This is a genomic window from Geodermatophilus sp. CPCC 205761, assembly GCF_051383655.1.
Taxonomy (GTDB): domain Bacteria; phylum Actinomycetota; class Actinomycetes; order Mycobacteriales; family Geodermatophilaceae; genus Geodermatophilus.
Genome location: NZ_JALPKQ010000050.1, coordinates 17,859 through 33,523 on the forward strand (window position 1 = coordinate 17,859; position 15,665 = coordinate 33,523).

13 protein-coding genes are annotated in these 15,665 nt (G+C 75.4%); 8 read left to right on the plus strand and 5 right to left on the minus strand.

The window, feature by feature from the left end; translation table 11 throughout:
* Positions 1-14 precede the first annotated feature (14 nt).
* From MY526_RS22715 to MY526_RS22730, 4 genes are all read right to left on the minus strand, one after another.
* Positions 15-1,625: an AMP-binding protein gene (locus MY526_RS22715; protein ID WP_436705142.1), complete on the minus strand. Its 1,611-nt coding sequence runs from the start codon at positions 1,623-1,625 to the stop codon at positions 15-17.
* A complete protein-coding gene (locus MY526_RS22720) occupies positions 1,622-2,512 on the minus strand; it encodes an amidohydrolase family protein (RefSeq protein ID WP_436694906.1) in 891 nt (296 codons plus the stop codon). Before MY526_RS22720 ends, MY526_RS22715 begins: the two co-directional genes overlap by 4 nt.
* 5 nt (positions 2,513-2,517) lie before the next feature.
* The gene (locus MY526_RS22725; protein ID WP_436694908.1) at positions 2,518-3,429 is read right to left on the minus strand and encodes an SDR family NAD(P)-dependent oxidoreductase; all 912 of its coding nucleotides are present in this window, start codon (positions 3,427-3,429) and stop codon (positions 2,518-2,520) included.
* Between the two features lie 235 nt (positions 3,430-3,664).
* Positions 3,665-4,555 carry a PaaX family transcriptional regulator gene (locus tag MY526_RS22730; RefSeq protein ID WP_436694910.1) on the minus strand — a complete coding sequence of 297 codons (891 nt, stop codon included), beginning with the start codon at positions 4,553-4,555 and terminating at the stop codon, positions 3,665-3,667.
* Positions 4,556-4,744: 189 nt separating this feature from the next.
* Between MY526_RS22730 and MY526_RS22735 the strand changes: the two genes are divergently transcribed.
* From MY526_RS22735 to MY526_RS22765, 7 genes are all read left to right on the plus strand, one after another.
* Positions 4,745-6,355, plus strand: coding sequence for an AMP-binding protein (locus MY526_RS22735; protein WP_436694912.1), 1,611 nt, complete (start codon positions 4,745-4,747; stop codon positions 6,353-6,355).
* Positions 6,356-6,391: 36 nt separating this feature from the next.
* The gene (locus MY526_RS22740; RefSeq protein WP_436694913.1) at positions 6,392-7,885 is read left to right on the plus strand and encodes an aldehyde dehydrogenase family protein; all 1,494 of its coding nucleotides are present in this window, start codon (positions 6,392-6,394) and stop codon (positions 7,883-7,885) included.
* A complete protein-coding gene (locus MY526_RS22745; protein WP_436705143.1) occupies positions 7,882-9,537 on the plus strand; it encodes a GMC family oxidoreductase in 1,656 nt (551 codons plus the stop codon). The genes MY526_RS22740 and MY526_RS22745 overlap by 4 nt, the downstream gene beginning before the upstream one ends.
* A 123-nt stretch (positions 9,538-9,660) precedes the next feature.
* Positions 9,661-10,947 (plus strand): helix-turn-helix transcriptional regulator, encoded by a 1,287-nt coding sequence (locus MY526_RS22750; RefSeq protein ID WP_436705144.1) that lies wholly within the window; start codon positions 9,661-9,663, stop codon positions 10,945-10,947.
* Positions 10,948-11,054: 107 nt separating this feature from the next.
* Entirely contained in the window at positions 11,055-11,687 is a 633-nt protein-coding gene (locus tag MY526_RS22755) for a DUF1326 domain-containing protein (RefSeq protein ID WP_436705145.1), read from the plus strand.
* Between the two features lie 9 nt (positions 11,688-11,696).
* Complete coding sequence (locus MY526_RS22760; RefSeq protein WP_436705146.1) at positions 11,697-12,536, plus strand: DUF2182 domain-containing protein; 840 nt, start codon at positions 11,697-11,699, stop codon at positions 12,534-12,536.
* Between the two features lie 15 nt (positions 12,537-12,551).
* Positions 12,552-12,896, plus strand: a complete 345-nt coding sequence (locus MY526_RS22765) for a nuclear transport factor 2 family protein (protein WP_436694919.1) — start codon at positions 12,552-12,554, stop codon at positions 12,894-12,896.
* 48 nt (positions 12,897-12,944) lie between these two features.
* Here the strand turns inward: MY526_RS22765 and MY526_RS22770 are convergent, their stop codons facing one another.
* Positions 12,945-14,264 carry an MFS transporter gene (locus MY526_RS22770; protein WP_436694921.1) on the minus strand — a complete coding sequence of 440 codons (1,320 nt, stop codon included), beginning with the start codon at positions 14,262-14,264 and terminating at the stop codon, positions 12,945-12,947.
* 72 nt (positions 14,265-14,336) lie between these two features.
* Here MY526_RS22770 and MY526_RS22775 point away from each other — a divergent pair, with 72 nt between their 5' ends.
* Entirely contained in the window at positions 14,337-15,311 is a 975-nt protein-coding gene (locus MY526_RS22775; protein ID WP_436694922.1) for a GlxA family transcriptional regulator, read from the plus strand.
* Positions 15,312-15,665: the final 354 nt, after the last annotated feature.

The window sequence follows — 15,665 nt, forward strand, 5'->3', positions numbered from 1 at the left end:
CGGGTGGTGCGGGACTACTCGGCGGACTCGGCCAGGTGCCGGGCCCAGGTCAGATCGGCCTTGCCGGACGGGCTGCGCTTGAGCTCCTCGACGACGACCAGCTCCCGGGGCCGCTTGTGGTCGGCCAGCCGCTCGCCGACGTACTCGCGGGCCTGCTCGTCGGTGAGCTCCGTACCCGGGCGCAGCGCCACGACGGCGACGATCCGCGAGCCCCACCGGGGGTCGGGCGTGCCGACGACCATGGCGTCCCGGACGGCGGGGTGGGTGAGCAGGACCTGCTCGACCTCCTCGGCGAACACCTTCTCGCCGCCGGTGTTGATCACCCGGCTGCCGCGGCCGTGGAACACCACGGTGCCGTCGGCGTCGAGGCTGGCCATGTCGCCGGGGACGACCCACCGCCGGCCGCCGATCTCGCGGAACGTCGCCGCGGTCGCCGCGTCGTCGCCCTGGTAGCGGATGTGCTCGTCGACCGGTGCGGCGAGCATCCCGATGTCGCCCGACCCCGGGGTGATCGGCCGCCCCGACTCGTCGATGACCTGCGCGCCCGGGAAGAGCTGGAAGCGCGCGGTCTCGGTGGGGTCACCGCGGCGGGTCTCCTGGACCGCGTAGGGCCCGCCCTCCGAGGAGGCCACCAGGTCCCGGCACACCATGTCGGCGTGCCGCAGCAACTGCTGCTTGACGTCGGCGCTCCAGGTCACGCCGACGCTGATCATCAGCTTCAGGCTGGACAGGTCGTACGGGCGGCCGGCCGCCTCGGCGGCGTCGAGCGCGTCGGCCAGCGGCCGGGCGAAGACGTCGCCGACGATCGAGACGGTGTCGACGCCCTCCCGCTGCACCGTGGCGGCCAGCTCGTCGGGGTCGTAGCTCCTCGACGCCAGGTAGACCACGCGGCCGCCGGCCAGCAGCGCGCCGAACGTGGTGTACATGCCGGTCGCGTGCATGAGCGGCGGCGCCGGCAGGCACACCATCGCGTCGCGGTCCACACCCAGCCGCTCCAGCGTGGCCCGCAGCTCGTCGAGGCTCTGCGGGAGCTTCTCGCCGAGCAGCAGCAGCCCGTTGGCGCTGCACGTCGCGAACAGCCCGGAGTGCCGGGAGAGCACCCCCTTGGGCTTGCCGGTCGTGCCGCCGGTGTACATCAGCCAGTGGTCGTTGCCGCGCTCGATGCGCGGCGCCGGCTCGGCCGCCGTGACGGCCTGCTCGTAGTCGTCGGCCCACTCCGGCAGCTCGCCGTCGCCGACCTGCAGGAGGGTGCGCAGCCGCGGCAGGGCCGGCCGGGCCTCGCCGAAGCGCTCGGCCAGCGAGGCGTCGAAGACGACCGCCTCGGCCTGCGCGTCCTCCAGCAGCGAGACGATCTCGTCGCGCCGGTACCGGTAGTTGACGTTGAGCGGCACCGCGCGGAGCTTGAGCACCGCGTAGACGCTCTCCAGGTACTCGATGCCGTTGTAGAGGGCCACCGCCACCCGCGACTCGGGCCCGATGCCCTGGGCGGCGAGGTGCCCGGCCAGCCGGGCGGCCCGCTCGTCGAGCTCGGCCCAGGTGCGGGTCCGGTCGCCGTGGCTGACCGCGAGCCGGTCGCGGCGGAGGTCCCCGACCGTCTCGAGGACGGTCGCGAAGCTCTCGTTCACGCCCCGTTCCCGGAGCCGGTCAGCCCGAACAGCCGCGCCGCGTTCTCCTTGAGGATCTTCGGCCGGACCTCGTCCTTGATCGCGATGCCGTCGAAGTCCTTCATCCAGCGCTCGGGGGTGATGACCGGGAAGTCCGAGCCGAACAGCACCTTGTTCTTCAGCAGCGAGTTGGCGTACTGCACCAGCTGCGGCGGGAAGTACTTCGGCGACCACCCGGAGAGGTCGATGTGGACCTGCGGCTTGTGCGTGGCCACCGACAGCGCCTCGTCCTGCCAGGGGAACGAGGGGTGGGCCAGGATGATCGGCATGTCGGGGAAGTCGACCGCGACGTCGTCGATGTGCATCGGGTTCGAGTACTTCAGCCGGATGCCGCCGCCGGCCCGCTGACCGGCGCCCACACCGGTCTGGCCGGTGTGGAACAGCGCCACCAGCTGGTGCTCGGCGATGACCTCGTAGAGCGGGTAGGCCATCCGGTCGTTCGGGAAGAACGCCTGCGTGTTGGGGTGGAACTTGAAGCCCCGGACGCCGTACTCGGTGGCCAGCCGGCGGGCGGCCTTGACGCCGGCCGCGCCGCGGGCCGGGTCGATGCTGGCGAACGGGATGATGACGTCGCTGTGCTCGGCGGCGAGCTCGGCCACCTCCTCGTTGGTCGGCACCGGGTCCTCGCCGGTCTGCGAGACGCTGTCGACGCCGAAGGCGACGGCGGCCATCTTGCGCTCGCGGTAGTACTCGGCCAGCTCGGGCAGCGAGTACTCGGGCATCGTGCCGATGCCGAAGTACTCCCCCATGTCCTCGGCCCCGGCGGTGCGCGGCACGGCGCCCCGGACCGACTTGTGCACGTGGGTGTGCACGTCGATGGCGACGATCTCGTCCAGGTTGATCGCCATGCCGGTCACTTCCCCTCGGGGGCGCCGGGGACCGTGTCCGGCTTGAACGGCTGCAGGTGCGGCTGGAAGGTGGTCGGGAAGGCCTCGGCGAGGGCGTCGGCGCTCCAGCCGCCCTCGCGGACCTCGACGAGCGCCTCGGTCGGGTGCGACCAGATCGCGATCCGGTCGCCGCCGGCGCCGATCGCCTGGCCGGTGACGCCGGCGGCCGCGTCGGAGGCGAGGAAGACGATCAGCCCGGCGACGTCGTCGGGGGTGCCCAGGCCGGAGGCGCGGACGTCGGCCGGGAGCTGCTCGCCGCGGTCGGCCATCTCGACCAGCTCGGCCATGCCCGGGATGGTGGCGACCATGCGGGTCAGGGCGACCGGGATGACGGCGTTGACCGTGGTGCCGCTGCGCTCGAGCTCGGCGGCCCAGGTGCGGACCAGACCGACGATGCCGGCCTTGGAGGCGGTGTAGCCGGTCTGCCCGAAGCTGGCGCGCTGGCCGGCCGGGGAGCCGATGAGGATGAGCCGGCCGTTGCCGCCCTGCTCCTTGAACTGCTTGGCGGCGGCGCGGCCGCAGGTGAAGGTGCCGCGCAGGTGCGTCTCGACGACCAGGTCGAAGTCCTCGTCGGCCATCTTCAGCAGCGTGCGGTCCCGCAGCACGCCGGCGTTGGTCACCATCACGTCCAGCCGGCCGAACTCCTCGACGGCCTTGGCGACCAGGGCCTCGGCCGCCTCGGTGGAACCGATCGCCGAGCCCTCGGCGACCGCGGTGCCCCCGGCGCCCTTGATGGCCTGGACGGTCTCCTCCGCCAGGTCGACGTCGAGGTCGTTGACCACGACGGCGGCCCCGGCCGCGGCGAGCGCCTTGGCGTAGGCCTGGCCGAGGCCGCGACCGGCCCCGGTGACGACGGCGACCTTGCCGGAAAGCTGCATGGGAGTCCTCTCGGGAGCGTGGCTGGGGAGCACACGGGGTACACGGGCGGCACGCACTCGGCAGCTGCCGCCACCGGCAAGTTATTCACTTTCGTGGCGGACGTCAACGCGCGGTCCGATATTACGGAAGGGTCACGCAGCCGGCCGCGCCGGTCAGGCGGGGGCACTCGCGCCGGACTCCGCGCTCCGGTCCGCTCCTCGCTCGTTCCTCGCTGCGATGCTCCCGGAGCCGTCGTCAGGCGGGGTCGCCGTCCCAGGCGCCGAGGCGCTCGACGAGGCCGGCCGCGATGGCCGCCGCGCCCGCCTCGTAACGCGTGCGCAACCGCAGCGCGACGTGCTCGGCCCGCACCGCCGGCCAGTCGGCCGGCAGGTACTCGACCGGCAGGCCCGGGTCGTGGCGGCCGAGCAGGGTCCACTCGCCGAGCAGCCACAGCTGGCGGGCGAGGTCGTCGGGGGCGTCCGGCAGGGGGTCGGGGCGGTCCCAGCGCTCGAGGAACTGCTCGTAGCCGCGGGCGATCGTCGGCACGTCCCACGCGTCGTCGATCAGGTCGGGCACCTGGGTGGGCTCGGCGACGTGCGCGCGGAAGACCTTGAGGTGGTCGAGGACGTCGAGCTTCTGCAGCAGGGCCTCGACGTCGACCCTGCCGGGGGCGACCCACAGCCCGTTCTGGAGCATCCCGAAGCCGGCCCACTGCAGCCGGGAGCGGAGCAGGTGACGGTCGGCCCGCCGGCTCTCGGGGAGGGAGAACCCGAGCAGCGTCCACTGCCCGTCCCAGGTGCGGTTCACCGGGGACCGCCAGGCCCGCTCGCCGCCCTCGGCGAGCTCGGCGCGCACCCGCGGCGGGGGCGAGAGGTAGATGCGCTTGCCCCGCCGGCGGCGCTCGAGCGTGCCGCGGCGGAGCATCCGGCTCACCGTCGACCGCGCGGCGTGCTCCCCGATCCCGACGCGGGCGAGCGCGTCGATGAGCCCGAGGGTCGGGACGGCGAGGTCCGGGTCGATGAGGTGGACACCGCAGAACATGAGCACGTGGGTCTGCGGGCGCACCGCCGCGGGGGCCAGCGGATCGCCCGTGGCGGGACCGGGCAGCCCCTCGTCGCCGTGCGGTGTCAGGGCGGCCGCCGTCACGGCCGCACGCTCCCCGCGCTCGGGCTCGTCATGGTCCACTCCTGCCGTTCCCTCGACGATCGGGCGCGGACGTCGGCCCCGCACCGCGGGCGACCCCGCTCTCCGCCGGGCGGCAGCCATCCCACCGCCCGTACGGAGGTGGGAAACAAGATACGCAGGTTGGTGACGATCGCCAGTAGTCTGCCTCGCATGGAGGAGAATCTGGCGACCATCCTCGAGACCGTGGCCGACGCGATGGGGGACGCGGTCGCCGTCGTCCAGGGCGAGCGGACCCGCACCTGGACCGACCTGGACGAGCGCGCCGCCCGCCTGGCCGCCGCGCTGGCCGCGCGCGGCGTGACCGCCGGGTCCCGGGTCGGCATCGGGCTGTGGAGCAGCCCCGAGTACGTCGAGGCGGTGTACGCGGTCACGAAGCTGGGTGCGGTGCCGTTCAACGTCAACTACCGGTACCGCGCGGCGGAGCTGGCCCACGTGCTCTCCGACGCCGGCGCTGCGGGCCTGGTCTTCGACGGGTCGACCGCCCCGGTGGTCGCCGAGGCCGCGGACGGGCTGCCCGCGCTGGTCCGGGTGGGCCCGGTCCCCGAGGGCGCCGAGTCGGTCGGCGAGGAGCTGGAGGAGCTCCTGGCCGGGTGCGGGCCGCTGCCCCGCACCGCCCGCCCGGACGGCGACTGGCTGCTCTACACCGGCGGCACCACCGGCCGGCCCAAGGGCGTGCTCACCCGGCAGTCGACGGTGTTCACGGTCAGCTGCGTCCCCAACGGGTTCGCGAAGTTCGGCGTCCCCGCACCCCGGACCCGCGCCGAGCTGGCCGAGCGGGTCGGCGAGTCCCGCGCCGAGCCCGACCGGCTGGTCACCTACACCCCGACGCCGCTGATGCACGGCACCGGCATCTACACCACCCTCGGCACGCTGGTCGCCGGCGGCCGCATCGTCTTCCCGGCGTCGCGCTCCTTCGACCCCGGCGAGATGGCCGCCGCCGTGGGCCGGCACCGGGTCACCGACGCGGTCATCGTGGGCGACGTCTTCGCCCGCCCGCTGGTCGCCGCCCTGGACGCGGCGGTCGCGGCGGGGCACCCGTACGACCTGTCCAGCCTGCGCCGCGTGGTCTCGGTCGGCGCGGTGTTCAGCGCCGAGAACAAGGCGGCCCTGCTGCGGCACGCCGACGTCGACATCACCGACGTCGTCGTGGCGTCGGAGGGCGGCCCGTACGCGCTGTCGCTCACCCGCCGCGGCGAGCTCACGCCGACCTCGCGGTTCGTGCTCGCGCCCGGCGCCCGGCTGCTCGACGACCGGGGGCGCGACGTCGTCCCGGGGTCGGGCGAGGTCGGCGTGCTGGCCGCCCCCGCGCCGCCGGAGGTGCACTACTCCGGCGACGCCGCGGCCAGCAGCGGCACGTTCCGGGTCGTCGACGGCGTCCGCTGGTCGGTCCCCGGCGACCTGGCCACCCTCGAGGCGGACGGCACGCTGGTCTTCCAGGGCCGCGGCAGCCGGGTGGTCAACACCGGCGGCGAGAAGGTGCAGCCCGAGGAGGTGGAGCAGGTCATCCTGCGCCTGCCCGCCGTCCGCGACGCGATCGTGGTGGGCGTCCCCGACGAGCGCTTCGGCCAGCGGATCACCGCCGTGGTGGCCCTCGACGAGGGCGCCCGGCTCACCGCGGACGAGGTGCGCGCCGCCGTCGGCGCGGAGCTGGCCGACTACAAGCGCCCGCGGGAGGTGGTCTTCGTGGAGGAGGTGCTCCGCTCCCCCGCCGGCAAGGCCGATCTCCGCTGGGCCGGCCGGGTGGCCCGCGGCGAGGACTGACGGCGGTCCCGTCCACCCGTGCGTAACCTCCCGGCCATGGTGCTCGCGCAGCAGCTGGACACGGAGACCCTCGAGTCGACCGACCCGGCCACCGGCGCCGTCGTCGGGGTCTTCCCGGTGCACGACGAGGCCGCCGTGCGGGCGACCGTCGAGCGCGCCCGCCCGGCCGCGCAGCGGTGGGAGGCCCTCGGCTTCGACGGCCGCCGGCAGCGGCTGGCCGCCTACCGCGGCCACCTCGCCCGCCGGCTGCACGAGCTGGCCGACCTGGTGCACCGGGAGAACGGCAAGCCGCACGCGGACGCCATCCTCGAGATCAGCCTGGCCATCGACCACCTCGCCTGGGCCGGCGCGCACGCGCGCACGGTGCTCGGCCCGCGCCGGGTGCGCCCGGGCCTGCTGGCGGCCAACCACGCCGCGACCGTCGAGTACCAGCCGCTCGGCGTCGTCGGCGTCATCGGCCCCTGGAACTACCCGGTGTTCACGCCCATGGGCTCGATCGGCTACGCCCTGGCCGCCGGGAACGCCGTGGTGTTCAAGCCGTCGGAGCACACCCCGGCCGTGGGAGCGTGGCTGGCCGCCGCCTGGCGGGCCGCCGTCCCCGACGCCGCCGACGCGCTGCAGGTGGTCACCGGGTACGGGGAGACCGGCGCCGCGCTGTGCGGGGCGGGGGTCGGCAAGCTGGCCTTCACCGGTTCGGCGCCGACCGGCCGGAAGGTCATGGCCGCCTGCGCCGAGACCCTCACCCCGGTGCTCATGGAGCTCGGCGGCAAGGACGCGATGATCGTCGACGACGACGCCGACGTGGTCGCCGCCGCGGACGCCGCCGTCTGGGGTGCGATGAGCAACGCCGGCCAGACCTGCATCGGCATCGAGCGGGTCTACGCCACCGACCGCGTGTACGACGCGTTCGTCGCCGAGGTGGCCGAGAAGGTGCGCGGGCTGCGGCCGGGCTCCGACGACGGGGCGGCGTACGGCCCGATGACCATGCCGGCGCAGACCGACGTCGTCCGCCGGCACGTCGCGGACGCCGTCGCCGCCGGCGGGCGGGTGCTCACCGGCGGGACCGTCGAGGGCCGCTACGTGGCGCCGACCGTGCTCCTCGACGTCCCGGAGACCTCCGCGGCGGTGTGCGAGGAGACGTTCGGACCCACCCTCACCATCACCCGGGTGCGCGACGCGGAGGAGGCGCTGGAGCGCACCAACGCCGGCGCGCACGGCCTGGCCGGGGCGGTGTTCTCCCGGTCCCGCGAGCGGGCGATGGACCTGGCCCGGCGGATGCGCACCGGCATGACGTCGGTCAACTCGGTGCTCACCTTCGCCTCGGTGCCGGCGCTGCCCTTCGGCGGGGTCGGCGAGAGCGGCTTCGGCCGGATCCACGGCCCGGACGGGCTCAGGGAGTTCACCCGCGCCAAGGCGATCACCCGGCAGCGTTGTCGGCTGCCGGTGGACCTGACGAGCTTCGGCCGGCCGGCCGTCGCGGCCGACGCGCTGGCCCGCGTCATGGGGCTGGTGCACGGGCGCCACCGGTGAGGGGCCGACGTGGCCACACCGGCCCCTTCCCGGCGGAGGACGGCGAGGAGTTCGACGTCGTCGTCGTCGGCGGGGGCTCGGCCGGCTGCGTGCTGGCCGGGCGGCTCACGGAGGACCCGGCGCTGCGGGTGCTGCTGCTGGAGGCCGGCGGCTCGGACGACGTCCTGGAGGTGCACCTCCCGGCCGCGCTCCACAAGCTGTGGCGCACCCGCCGGGACTGGAACTACACGACCGAGCCGCAGCCGGGCCTCGGCGGGCGCCGGCTGTTCTGGCCGCGGGGCAAGCTGATCGGCGGGTCGTCGTCGATCAACGCGATGATCTACGTCCGCGGCGCCGCCGCCGACTACGACGAGTGGGCGGAGCTGACCGGCGAGCCGTCGTGGTCCCACGAGCACGTGCTCCCGCTGTTCCGGCGGATGGAGGACAACGCCCGCGGTGCCGACGGCCGGCACGGCATGGGCGGCCCGCTCCGGGTGGAGGACCCGCGCTCGCCGCACCCGTGGTCGCGCGCCGCCGTCCAGGCCGCGGTCGCCGCGGGGTACCCGCGCAACGACGACTTCAACGGCGCCCGTCAGGAGGGCGCCGGCCTGTACCAGCTGACCCAGCGGCGCGGCCGGCGCTGGTCGGCCGCCGACGCCTACCTGCACCCGGCGGCGGGCCGGCCCAACCTCACGGTGCGGACCGGCGCGCTGGCCACCCGCGTGCTGGTCTCCGGCGGACGGGCCACCGGCGTGGAGTACCACCGCGGCGGGCGCACGCTCACCGCGCACGCCGTCGCCGAGGTCGTCCTGTCCGGCGGGGCGGTCAACTCGCCGCAGCTGCTGATGCTCTCGGGCATCGGCCCGGGCGCGCACCTGCGCGAGGTCGGCGTCGACGTCGTCCACCACCTGCCCGGGGTCGGCAGCGGGCTGCGGGACCACCCGCTCGTCCCGGTCGTCTGGCACACCCGCTCGGGCCGGTCGCTGCTGCGCGGCGAGTCGCCGTCGGGCTACGCCCGCTGGTTCGCCGCCCGCCGCGGCCCGCTGTCGTCCAACCTGGCCGAGGCCGGGCTGTTCACCCGCTCGCGGCCGGGGATCGCCGACCCCGACCTGCAGTTCCACTTCCTGCCGGTGAAGTACTGGCGGCAGGCCGAGGTCGACCCCGACGTCGACGCGTTCACCGCTGCCGCGGTCCTGGTGCGGGTGCACTCGCGCGGCACGGTGCGGCTCCGCTCGGCCGACCCGACGTGGGCGCCGGCGATCGACCCCGGCTACCTCACCGACGAGCGGGACCTCGACGCGCTGCTGTGCGGGGTCGAGAAGGCCCGCGAGATCGGGGCGACCCAGCCGCTGGCCGCCGTCCTCGGGGAGGAGCGGTCGCCGGGCGCCGCGGTGGCGACCCCGGACGGGCTGCGCCGGGCGGTGCGGGACACCGTCGAGTCGCTGTGCCACCCGGCGTCCTCCTGCCGGATGGGTCCGGCCGCCGACGACGACGCGGTGGTCGACCCGCAGCTGCGGGTGCACGGCCTGGACGGGCTCCGGGTGGTCGACGCCTCGGTCATGCCGACGCTGGTGCGCGGCAACACCACCGCGCCCACGCTCATGGCCGCCGAGCGCGCCGCCGACCTGATCGCCGGCCGCAGCGTGGACCCCGCACTCGTCGGCACCCCCTGAGCCGGCCCGGGTCGGCCGCCGTCCGGCGGGAGGACGGCGGGACCGGAGGCCCTGCCCGACCGCGGCCTGCGGTGCTGCAATGTCCGTGGCTGCAGGTCCGGCGCCCTTCCGGAGGTGGTCTCCGTGGCCGTCTCCCCGCACCTCGCCCCCTGGCGGGGGGACGTGCTGCCCGTCGTCGCCACGCCGCTCGTGGGCCGGGACGCCGAGCTCCCCGACCTGGTCCGGCTGCTGACCGAGCCGGGCGTCCGGTTCACGACGCTGACCGGACCGCCCGGCGTCGGCAAGACGCGCCTGGCCGTCGCCGCGGCGGCCACCGCCCGGGGCCGGTTCTGCGACGGGGTGGTCTTCCTGGACCTCACCGCTGTCCGGGACCCGGCCGCGGTTCCCGCCGAGGTCGCCGCGGCCGCCGACCTGCGCCACGGCGACCGGTCCCCGGCCGACCGTGACCTGTTGGTGGTCCTGGACAACGTCGAGCACGTGCTCGCCGCCGGGCCGGCGCTCGCGGAGCTCGTGGCCGACTCCCCGGGGCTGCACCTGCTCGCGACCAGCAGGGAGCGGCTGCACCTCCGGGTCGAGCGGGAGGTCCCGGTGGCCCCGCTGGCCCTGCCCGGCTGCGCCGACGGCACCGACCCCGAGCGCCTGGCCGCGGTGGCCGCCGTCGCGATGCTGGTCGAGCAGGTCCGGACCTCCCAGCCGGACTTCGCCGTCACGGTCGACAACGCCGCCGAGCTGGCCGGGATCTGCACCCGGCTCGACGGGCTGCCCCTGGCGCTGGAGCTGGCGGCTCCGCGCCTGCGGCTGTTCACCCCCGGGGAGCTGCTGTTCCGGCTGCGCCACCGGCTCGGTGTGCTGACGAGTGACGCCCGGGACGTCCCCGCCCGGCACCGGACGCTGCGCGCCGCCCTGACCTGGAGCCACGACCTGCTCGGCCCCGAGGAGCGCACCCTGTTCCGCCGGCTGTCGGTCTTCACCGGGACCTGGACGCTCGACGCCGCGGCGCGGGTGTGCGGGATCGCCGACCCGGTCCCGGCCACCGCGTCGCTGGTGGACAAGAACCTGGTCCGGCGCCAGGACTGCGCGGGCGACGTCGCCCGCTTCGGGATGCTCGAGAGCCTCCGGGAGTTCGCGGCCGAGCAGCTGGACCGGGCCGGCGAGGCGGCGGCGACCCGCGCCCGGTACGCCCGGCACGTGACCGTCGGGCCGGCGGGCACCCGGATCACCCGTCGCGAGCGGGAGGTGGCCGGTCTGGTCCGTCGCGGCCGCACCAACCGGCAGATCGGCCGGGCGCTGGGCATCTCCGAGAAGACCGCCGAGGTCCACGTGCACAACATCATCCGGAAGCTGCGCGCGAGCAGCCGCGCCGAGATCGCCGCCTGGGCCGCTGTGCACGACCGAGCGGCCGACCGCTGAGGCGGCTCCCTACATGGTTCTCCCGATACCGGCGCCGGCCCGGCGGCCGTACACCTGCGGGCACGCTGCCGGCGACGACGGCGGCGGCGCGACGAGGGAGGACCGGCATGACCGCCACCGCGACCACCGAGACCACGACCTACACCATCGAGGGGCGCCTGCTGGAGGTGTGCACGTGCGCCGCCATCTGCCCGTGCTGGGTCGGCGAGGACCCCGACGGCGGCGTCTGCGACTCGGCGCTGGCCTGGTACATCGACGCGGGCACCGTGCGCGGGGTCGACGTGTCCGACCGGGGTCTGGCATCGGTGACGCACATCCCCGGCAACGTGCTCGCGGGGAACTGGAAGGTCGCCCTCTTCGTCGACGACCGGTGCACCGAGGAGCAGGAGAAGGCGCTCCTCGACGTCTTCACCGGGCAGCTGGGAGGTCCGATCGCCGACCTCGCCGCGCTGATCGGTGAGGTGGTCTCGGTCCAGCGCGCGCCGCTGACCTTCACCGTCGAGGAGGGGGCGGGCACGCTGCGGGTCGGGAACGTCGTGGAGGCCCAGCTGGCCCCGTTCCAGGGCGCCACCGGCCGGACGACCACGCTGAACGAGACGGTGTTCAGCACGATCCCGGGCTCCCCCGCCTTCCCCGGCAAGGCCAGCGTGTACCGCCAGGCCGGACGCATGCTCGGCCGGCCCGACCTCGACATCTCCGGCCGGAACGCCATCCAGGGCCACTTCCGCTTCTCCGGCTGAGCTCCCGGCATGACGACGGCGTCGCGGACGGCGCCCGCCACCCGCGTCCGGCACGACCCCGCCGTCCTCCTGTGGGGGGTCGCCGGGGCGTGCTGGGCCGGCACGCTCGCGCTGGTGCTCAGGTCCGGGATCGGGCACGGCCACGCGCCGGGCGACGCTCCCCGGCCGGCGGACGTGGCCCTCTCCCTGGCCGCGTGGACGGTGATGGTCGGCGCGATGATGCTCCCGACCCTGGTGCCGCTGGCGCGGCTGTTCGCGGCGGTCAGCGCACGCACGCCGCACCCGTGGCCCGCCCGCGCCGGCCTCTACGCCGGCTACCTGGGGGCCTGGGTCGCCGTCGCGCCGGTGGCGCTGGCCGCCGGCTGGGCGCTGAACCGGCTGGTGGGTGCGTCGCCGTGGCTCGCGGCCCGCGACGGCCTGGTCCTGGGCGCGGCGCTCCTGCTCGCGGGGGGCTACCAGTTCAGCCGGCTCAAGGACGCCTGCCTGACCACCTGCCGGTCACCGGCGTCGTTCCTGTGGCAGTCCTACCGCCGCGGGCTCCGCGGCGCGGGCCGGCTCGGCCTCCGGGCCGGGCTGTGGTGCCTGGGCTGCTGCTGGGCGCTGATGCTGCTGATGGTCGCCACGGGCACCGGCAGCCTCGCGTGGATGCTCGCCCTGACCGCGGTGATGGTGGCCGAGAAGACCGCACGCCGGGGAGCGCCGCTGGTCCGTCCGGTCGGGTTCGCCCTCCTGCTCTGCGGGGTGGCGGTCACGTCCTCGGCCCTGTTCGCCCCGGCCGCCGCGCCCTGCCACCACGGGGCCTGTGCAGCGCCGTCTGTCGAGGGCATGCTCGGTCCCCCCGTCGGATGACGCTCAGGAGGAGCCGTGGCCCGCACCCCGCAGGAGATCTTCCAGCACCACGTCGAGGCGATCGGCGCCGGCGACGTCGACGCGATTCTCGCGGACTACGCCGAGGACGCCGTGCTGATCACCCCCGACCAGGTGGTGCGGGGCAGGGACGGCATCCGGCAGCTGTTCACCTCGCTGCTCGGCGAGATCCCCGACGCGGACTGGACGGTGCCCACCCAGGTCTTCGAGGGCGACGTCCTGTTCATCGAGTGGTCGGCGGTCGCCGAGAAGGCCCGGGCCGAGGGCGTCGACACGTTCGTGTTCGCCGGAGACGCGATCCGGGTCCAGACGGTGCGCCTCGCCCTCGAGCACACCGGCTGAGGCGCGGTGAGCTGGGGCAGAGATGGCCATCTCTGCCCCAGCGGACCGTCAGCCGTGGGCCTGGGCGGCCGCGGCCTCCTCAGGGTCGGTCGGCAGGGCGGTAGTGGCGGACGGGGGCGGGTTGCGGCGGATCGCGAGGGACATGGCCGCGGCCAGCAGGCACAGCGCCCCGGCCGCGAACCAGGCCAGGTCGTAGGAGCCGGTCACGTCGCGGACCACGCCGCCGCCGAACGCCGCGACCGCCGAGCCGACCTGGTGCGAGGCGAACACCCAGCCGAACACCACCGGCGCCCGCGCCCCGAAGTGTTCCCGGCACAGCGCCAGCGTGGGCGGCACCGTGGCCACCCAGTCCAGGCCGTAGAACACGATGAACGCGATCATGCTGACGTGCAGCTCCGGCCCGAACAGGGGCGGCAGCAGGAACAGCGAGAAGCCGCGCAGCCCGTAGTAGGCCAGCAGCAGCACCCGCGGGTCGACCCGGTCGGTGAGCCAGCCGGAGAACACCGTCCCGGCGATGTCGAAGATGCCCACGACGGCCAGCAGGCCGGCCGCCGTGGTCACCGGCATGCCGTGGTCGTGCGCGGCCGGGATGAAGTGCGGCTGCACCAGCCCGTTGGTGGACAGCCCGCAGATGAAGAACCCGCCGGCGAGCAGCCAGAACGGCCGGGAGCGGGCCGCCTCGGCCAGGCCGCGCAGCGCCGTCCGCGCCGCGCCGGTGCGCACCGGGTCGACGTCGTCGGCGGCCGTTCCCCCGTAGGGGGTGACGCCGAGGTCGCGCGGCCGGTCGCGCAGCCGCCAGGCCACCAGGGGGACGACGGCGAGTGCCGCCGCGGTGGTGCCCAGCGAGGCCGAGCGCCAGCCCCAGTTCGCGTCGGCCCAGGCGACCAGCGGCAGGAACACCAGCTGCCCGGTCGCACCGCCGGCGGTGAGGATGCCCGAGACCAGGCCGCGGCGGGCCACGAACCAGCGGCCGGTCACCGTGGCCACCAGCGACAGCGCCATCGACCCGGTACCCAGGCCGACGAGGAAGCCCCACAGCAGGATCAGCTGCCAGCTGGTGGTCATGAAGACGGTCAGGCCGCTGCCGGTCGCGGTCAGCAGCAGCGCGCACACGACGACCCGGCGGATGCCGAAGCGCTCCATCAGCGCGGCGGCGAACGGCGCGGTCAGGCCGAAGAGCGCCATGTTGACCGCGACCGCGGCGGAGATGGTCGACACCGACCAGCCGAACTCCGCCCGCAGCGGGTCGATGAGCACGCCGGGCACCGCGCGGAAGGCGGCCGCTCCGACCAGGGCCAGGAACGTCACCGCGGCGACCCACCAGGCGGGGTGGATCCGGTGCGTGCGCGGCAGAGCGGTTCCGGTCACGCCGAACAGCATGGCGGACGCGGATCGGCGGGAGCGAGTGGCCCGGAGGCCAACATGTGAAAAGATCGGGCCATGACTCAGGCGTCGCCCCACGAGGTGGCCGTCGTCGCGGTGGACCGGGTCGTCGGCTTCGAGCTCGGGCTGCCGTACCGGTTGCTCGGCCTGGCCGAGGACGCCGACGGCTGCCCGCTCTACCGGGTGCGGATCGCCACCCTCGACGGCCGGCCGGTCCGGACGGCGGACGGGTTCAGCGTCCAGCCCGACCACGACGGGTCGGTGCTCCGCACCGCCGGAACGGTCGTCGTCCCCGGCATCATGGGCGGCCCGATGGTGCGCGAGGGCCGCATCCCGCCGGAGCTCCGGGACGCGCTGCGCGACGCCGCCGGCCACGCCCGCATGGTCTCGATCTGCACCGGGTCGTCGGTCCTCGCCGCCGCGGGCCTGCTGGACGGTCGTCCCGCCGCCACCCACTGGCGGGACGTGGACGCGTTCCGCCGGAACTTCCCGTCCGTGCGCCTGGACCCCGACGTCCTCTTCGTCGACGACGGCGACGTGCTGACCTCCGCCGGGGTGGCCGCGGGCATCGACCTGCTGCTGCACCTGGTCCGCCGCGACCACGGCAGCGAGGTGGCCAACCGCGTCGCCCGGCGCAACGTCGTCGCGCCCTGGCGGGAGGGCGGCCAGTCGCAGTTCGTCGAGCGGACGCTGCCCGAGGCCGGGGACGCCGGCACCGCGGCCACGAGAGCCTGGGCGGCCGAGCGGCTGGCCGAGCCGCTCACGCTGGCCGACATGGCGCGGCACGCGCGGATGAGCGTGCGCACCTTCACCCGCCGGTTCCGCGAGGAGACCGGGATGTCGCCGCTGCGCTGGCTGGCCGGGCAGCGGCTGGCCCTGGCCCGGCAGCTGCTGGAGTCCACCGACGCGCCGATCGACCGGGTCGCCGCGGACGCCGGGTTCGGCACCCCGGCCTCGCTGCGCTCGCACCTGCGGGCCAGCATCGGCGTCGCCCCGGGCACCTACCGCCGCACCTACCGCGGTGCGGTGTGACCGGACACTCCCCGGGGTGACGGCACAGATGCGGTCCGCATCTGGTTGAGTGGGACATACCGGCGCCGCCCTCCGCTCATCCGGAGCTGCAGGACTCGACGTCGGGCTGAGGCTGCGCCACCGAGGTGCGCCCGGCTGTCCGACGTCCCGCTGACGACGCGAGCCCGCCCTGCCGCGCAGGTGCGCCCGTGCTCGAGATCGCCGGGACCGACGGGAGCCACACCGGACGTCAGGAAGCCCGAATGACCTCGCACGACCCCTCCACCCCCACCGCCGACAGCGCCGCACCGCGCACCCGCCGCCGCGGCAGCCGCGGCCGCGGCCGGCCGGCCACCGGTGCGCCGGAGCGCCCCG

What these genes read in the sequence shown, in the direction of transcription:
- MY526_RS22735 (WP_436694912.1), top strand. Translation starts at nt 4,745, where the DNA reads ATGGAGGAGAATCTGGCGACCATCCTCGAGACCGTGGCCGACGCGATG.
- MY526_RS22720 (WP_436694906.1), bottom strand. Translation starts at nt 2,512, where the DNA reads ATGGCGATCAACCTGGACGAGATCGTCGCCATCGACGTGCACACCCAC.
- MY526_RS22755 (WP_436705145.1), top strand. Translation starts at nt 11,055, where the DNA reads ATGACCGCCACCGCGACCACCGAGACCACGACCTACACCATCGAGGGG.
- MY526_RS22760 (WP_436705146.1), top strand. Translation starts at nt 11,697, where the DNA reads ATGACGACGGCGTCGCGGACGGCGCCCGCCACCCGCGTCCGGCACGAC.
- MY526_RS22775 (WP_436694922.1), top strand. Translation starts at nt 14,337, where the DNA reads ATGACTCAGGCGTCGCCCCACGAGGTGGCCGTCGTCGCGGTGGACCGG.
- MY526_RS22740 (WP_436694913.1), top strand. Translation starts at nt 6,392, where the DNA reads ATGGTGCTCGCGCAGCAGCTGGACACGGAGACCCTCGAGTCGACCGAC.
- MY526_RS22725 (WP_436694908.1), bottom strand. Translation starts at nt 3,429, where the DNA reads ATGCAGCTTTCCGGCAAGGTCGCCGTCGTCACCGGGGCCGGTCGCGGC.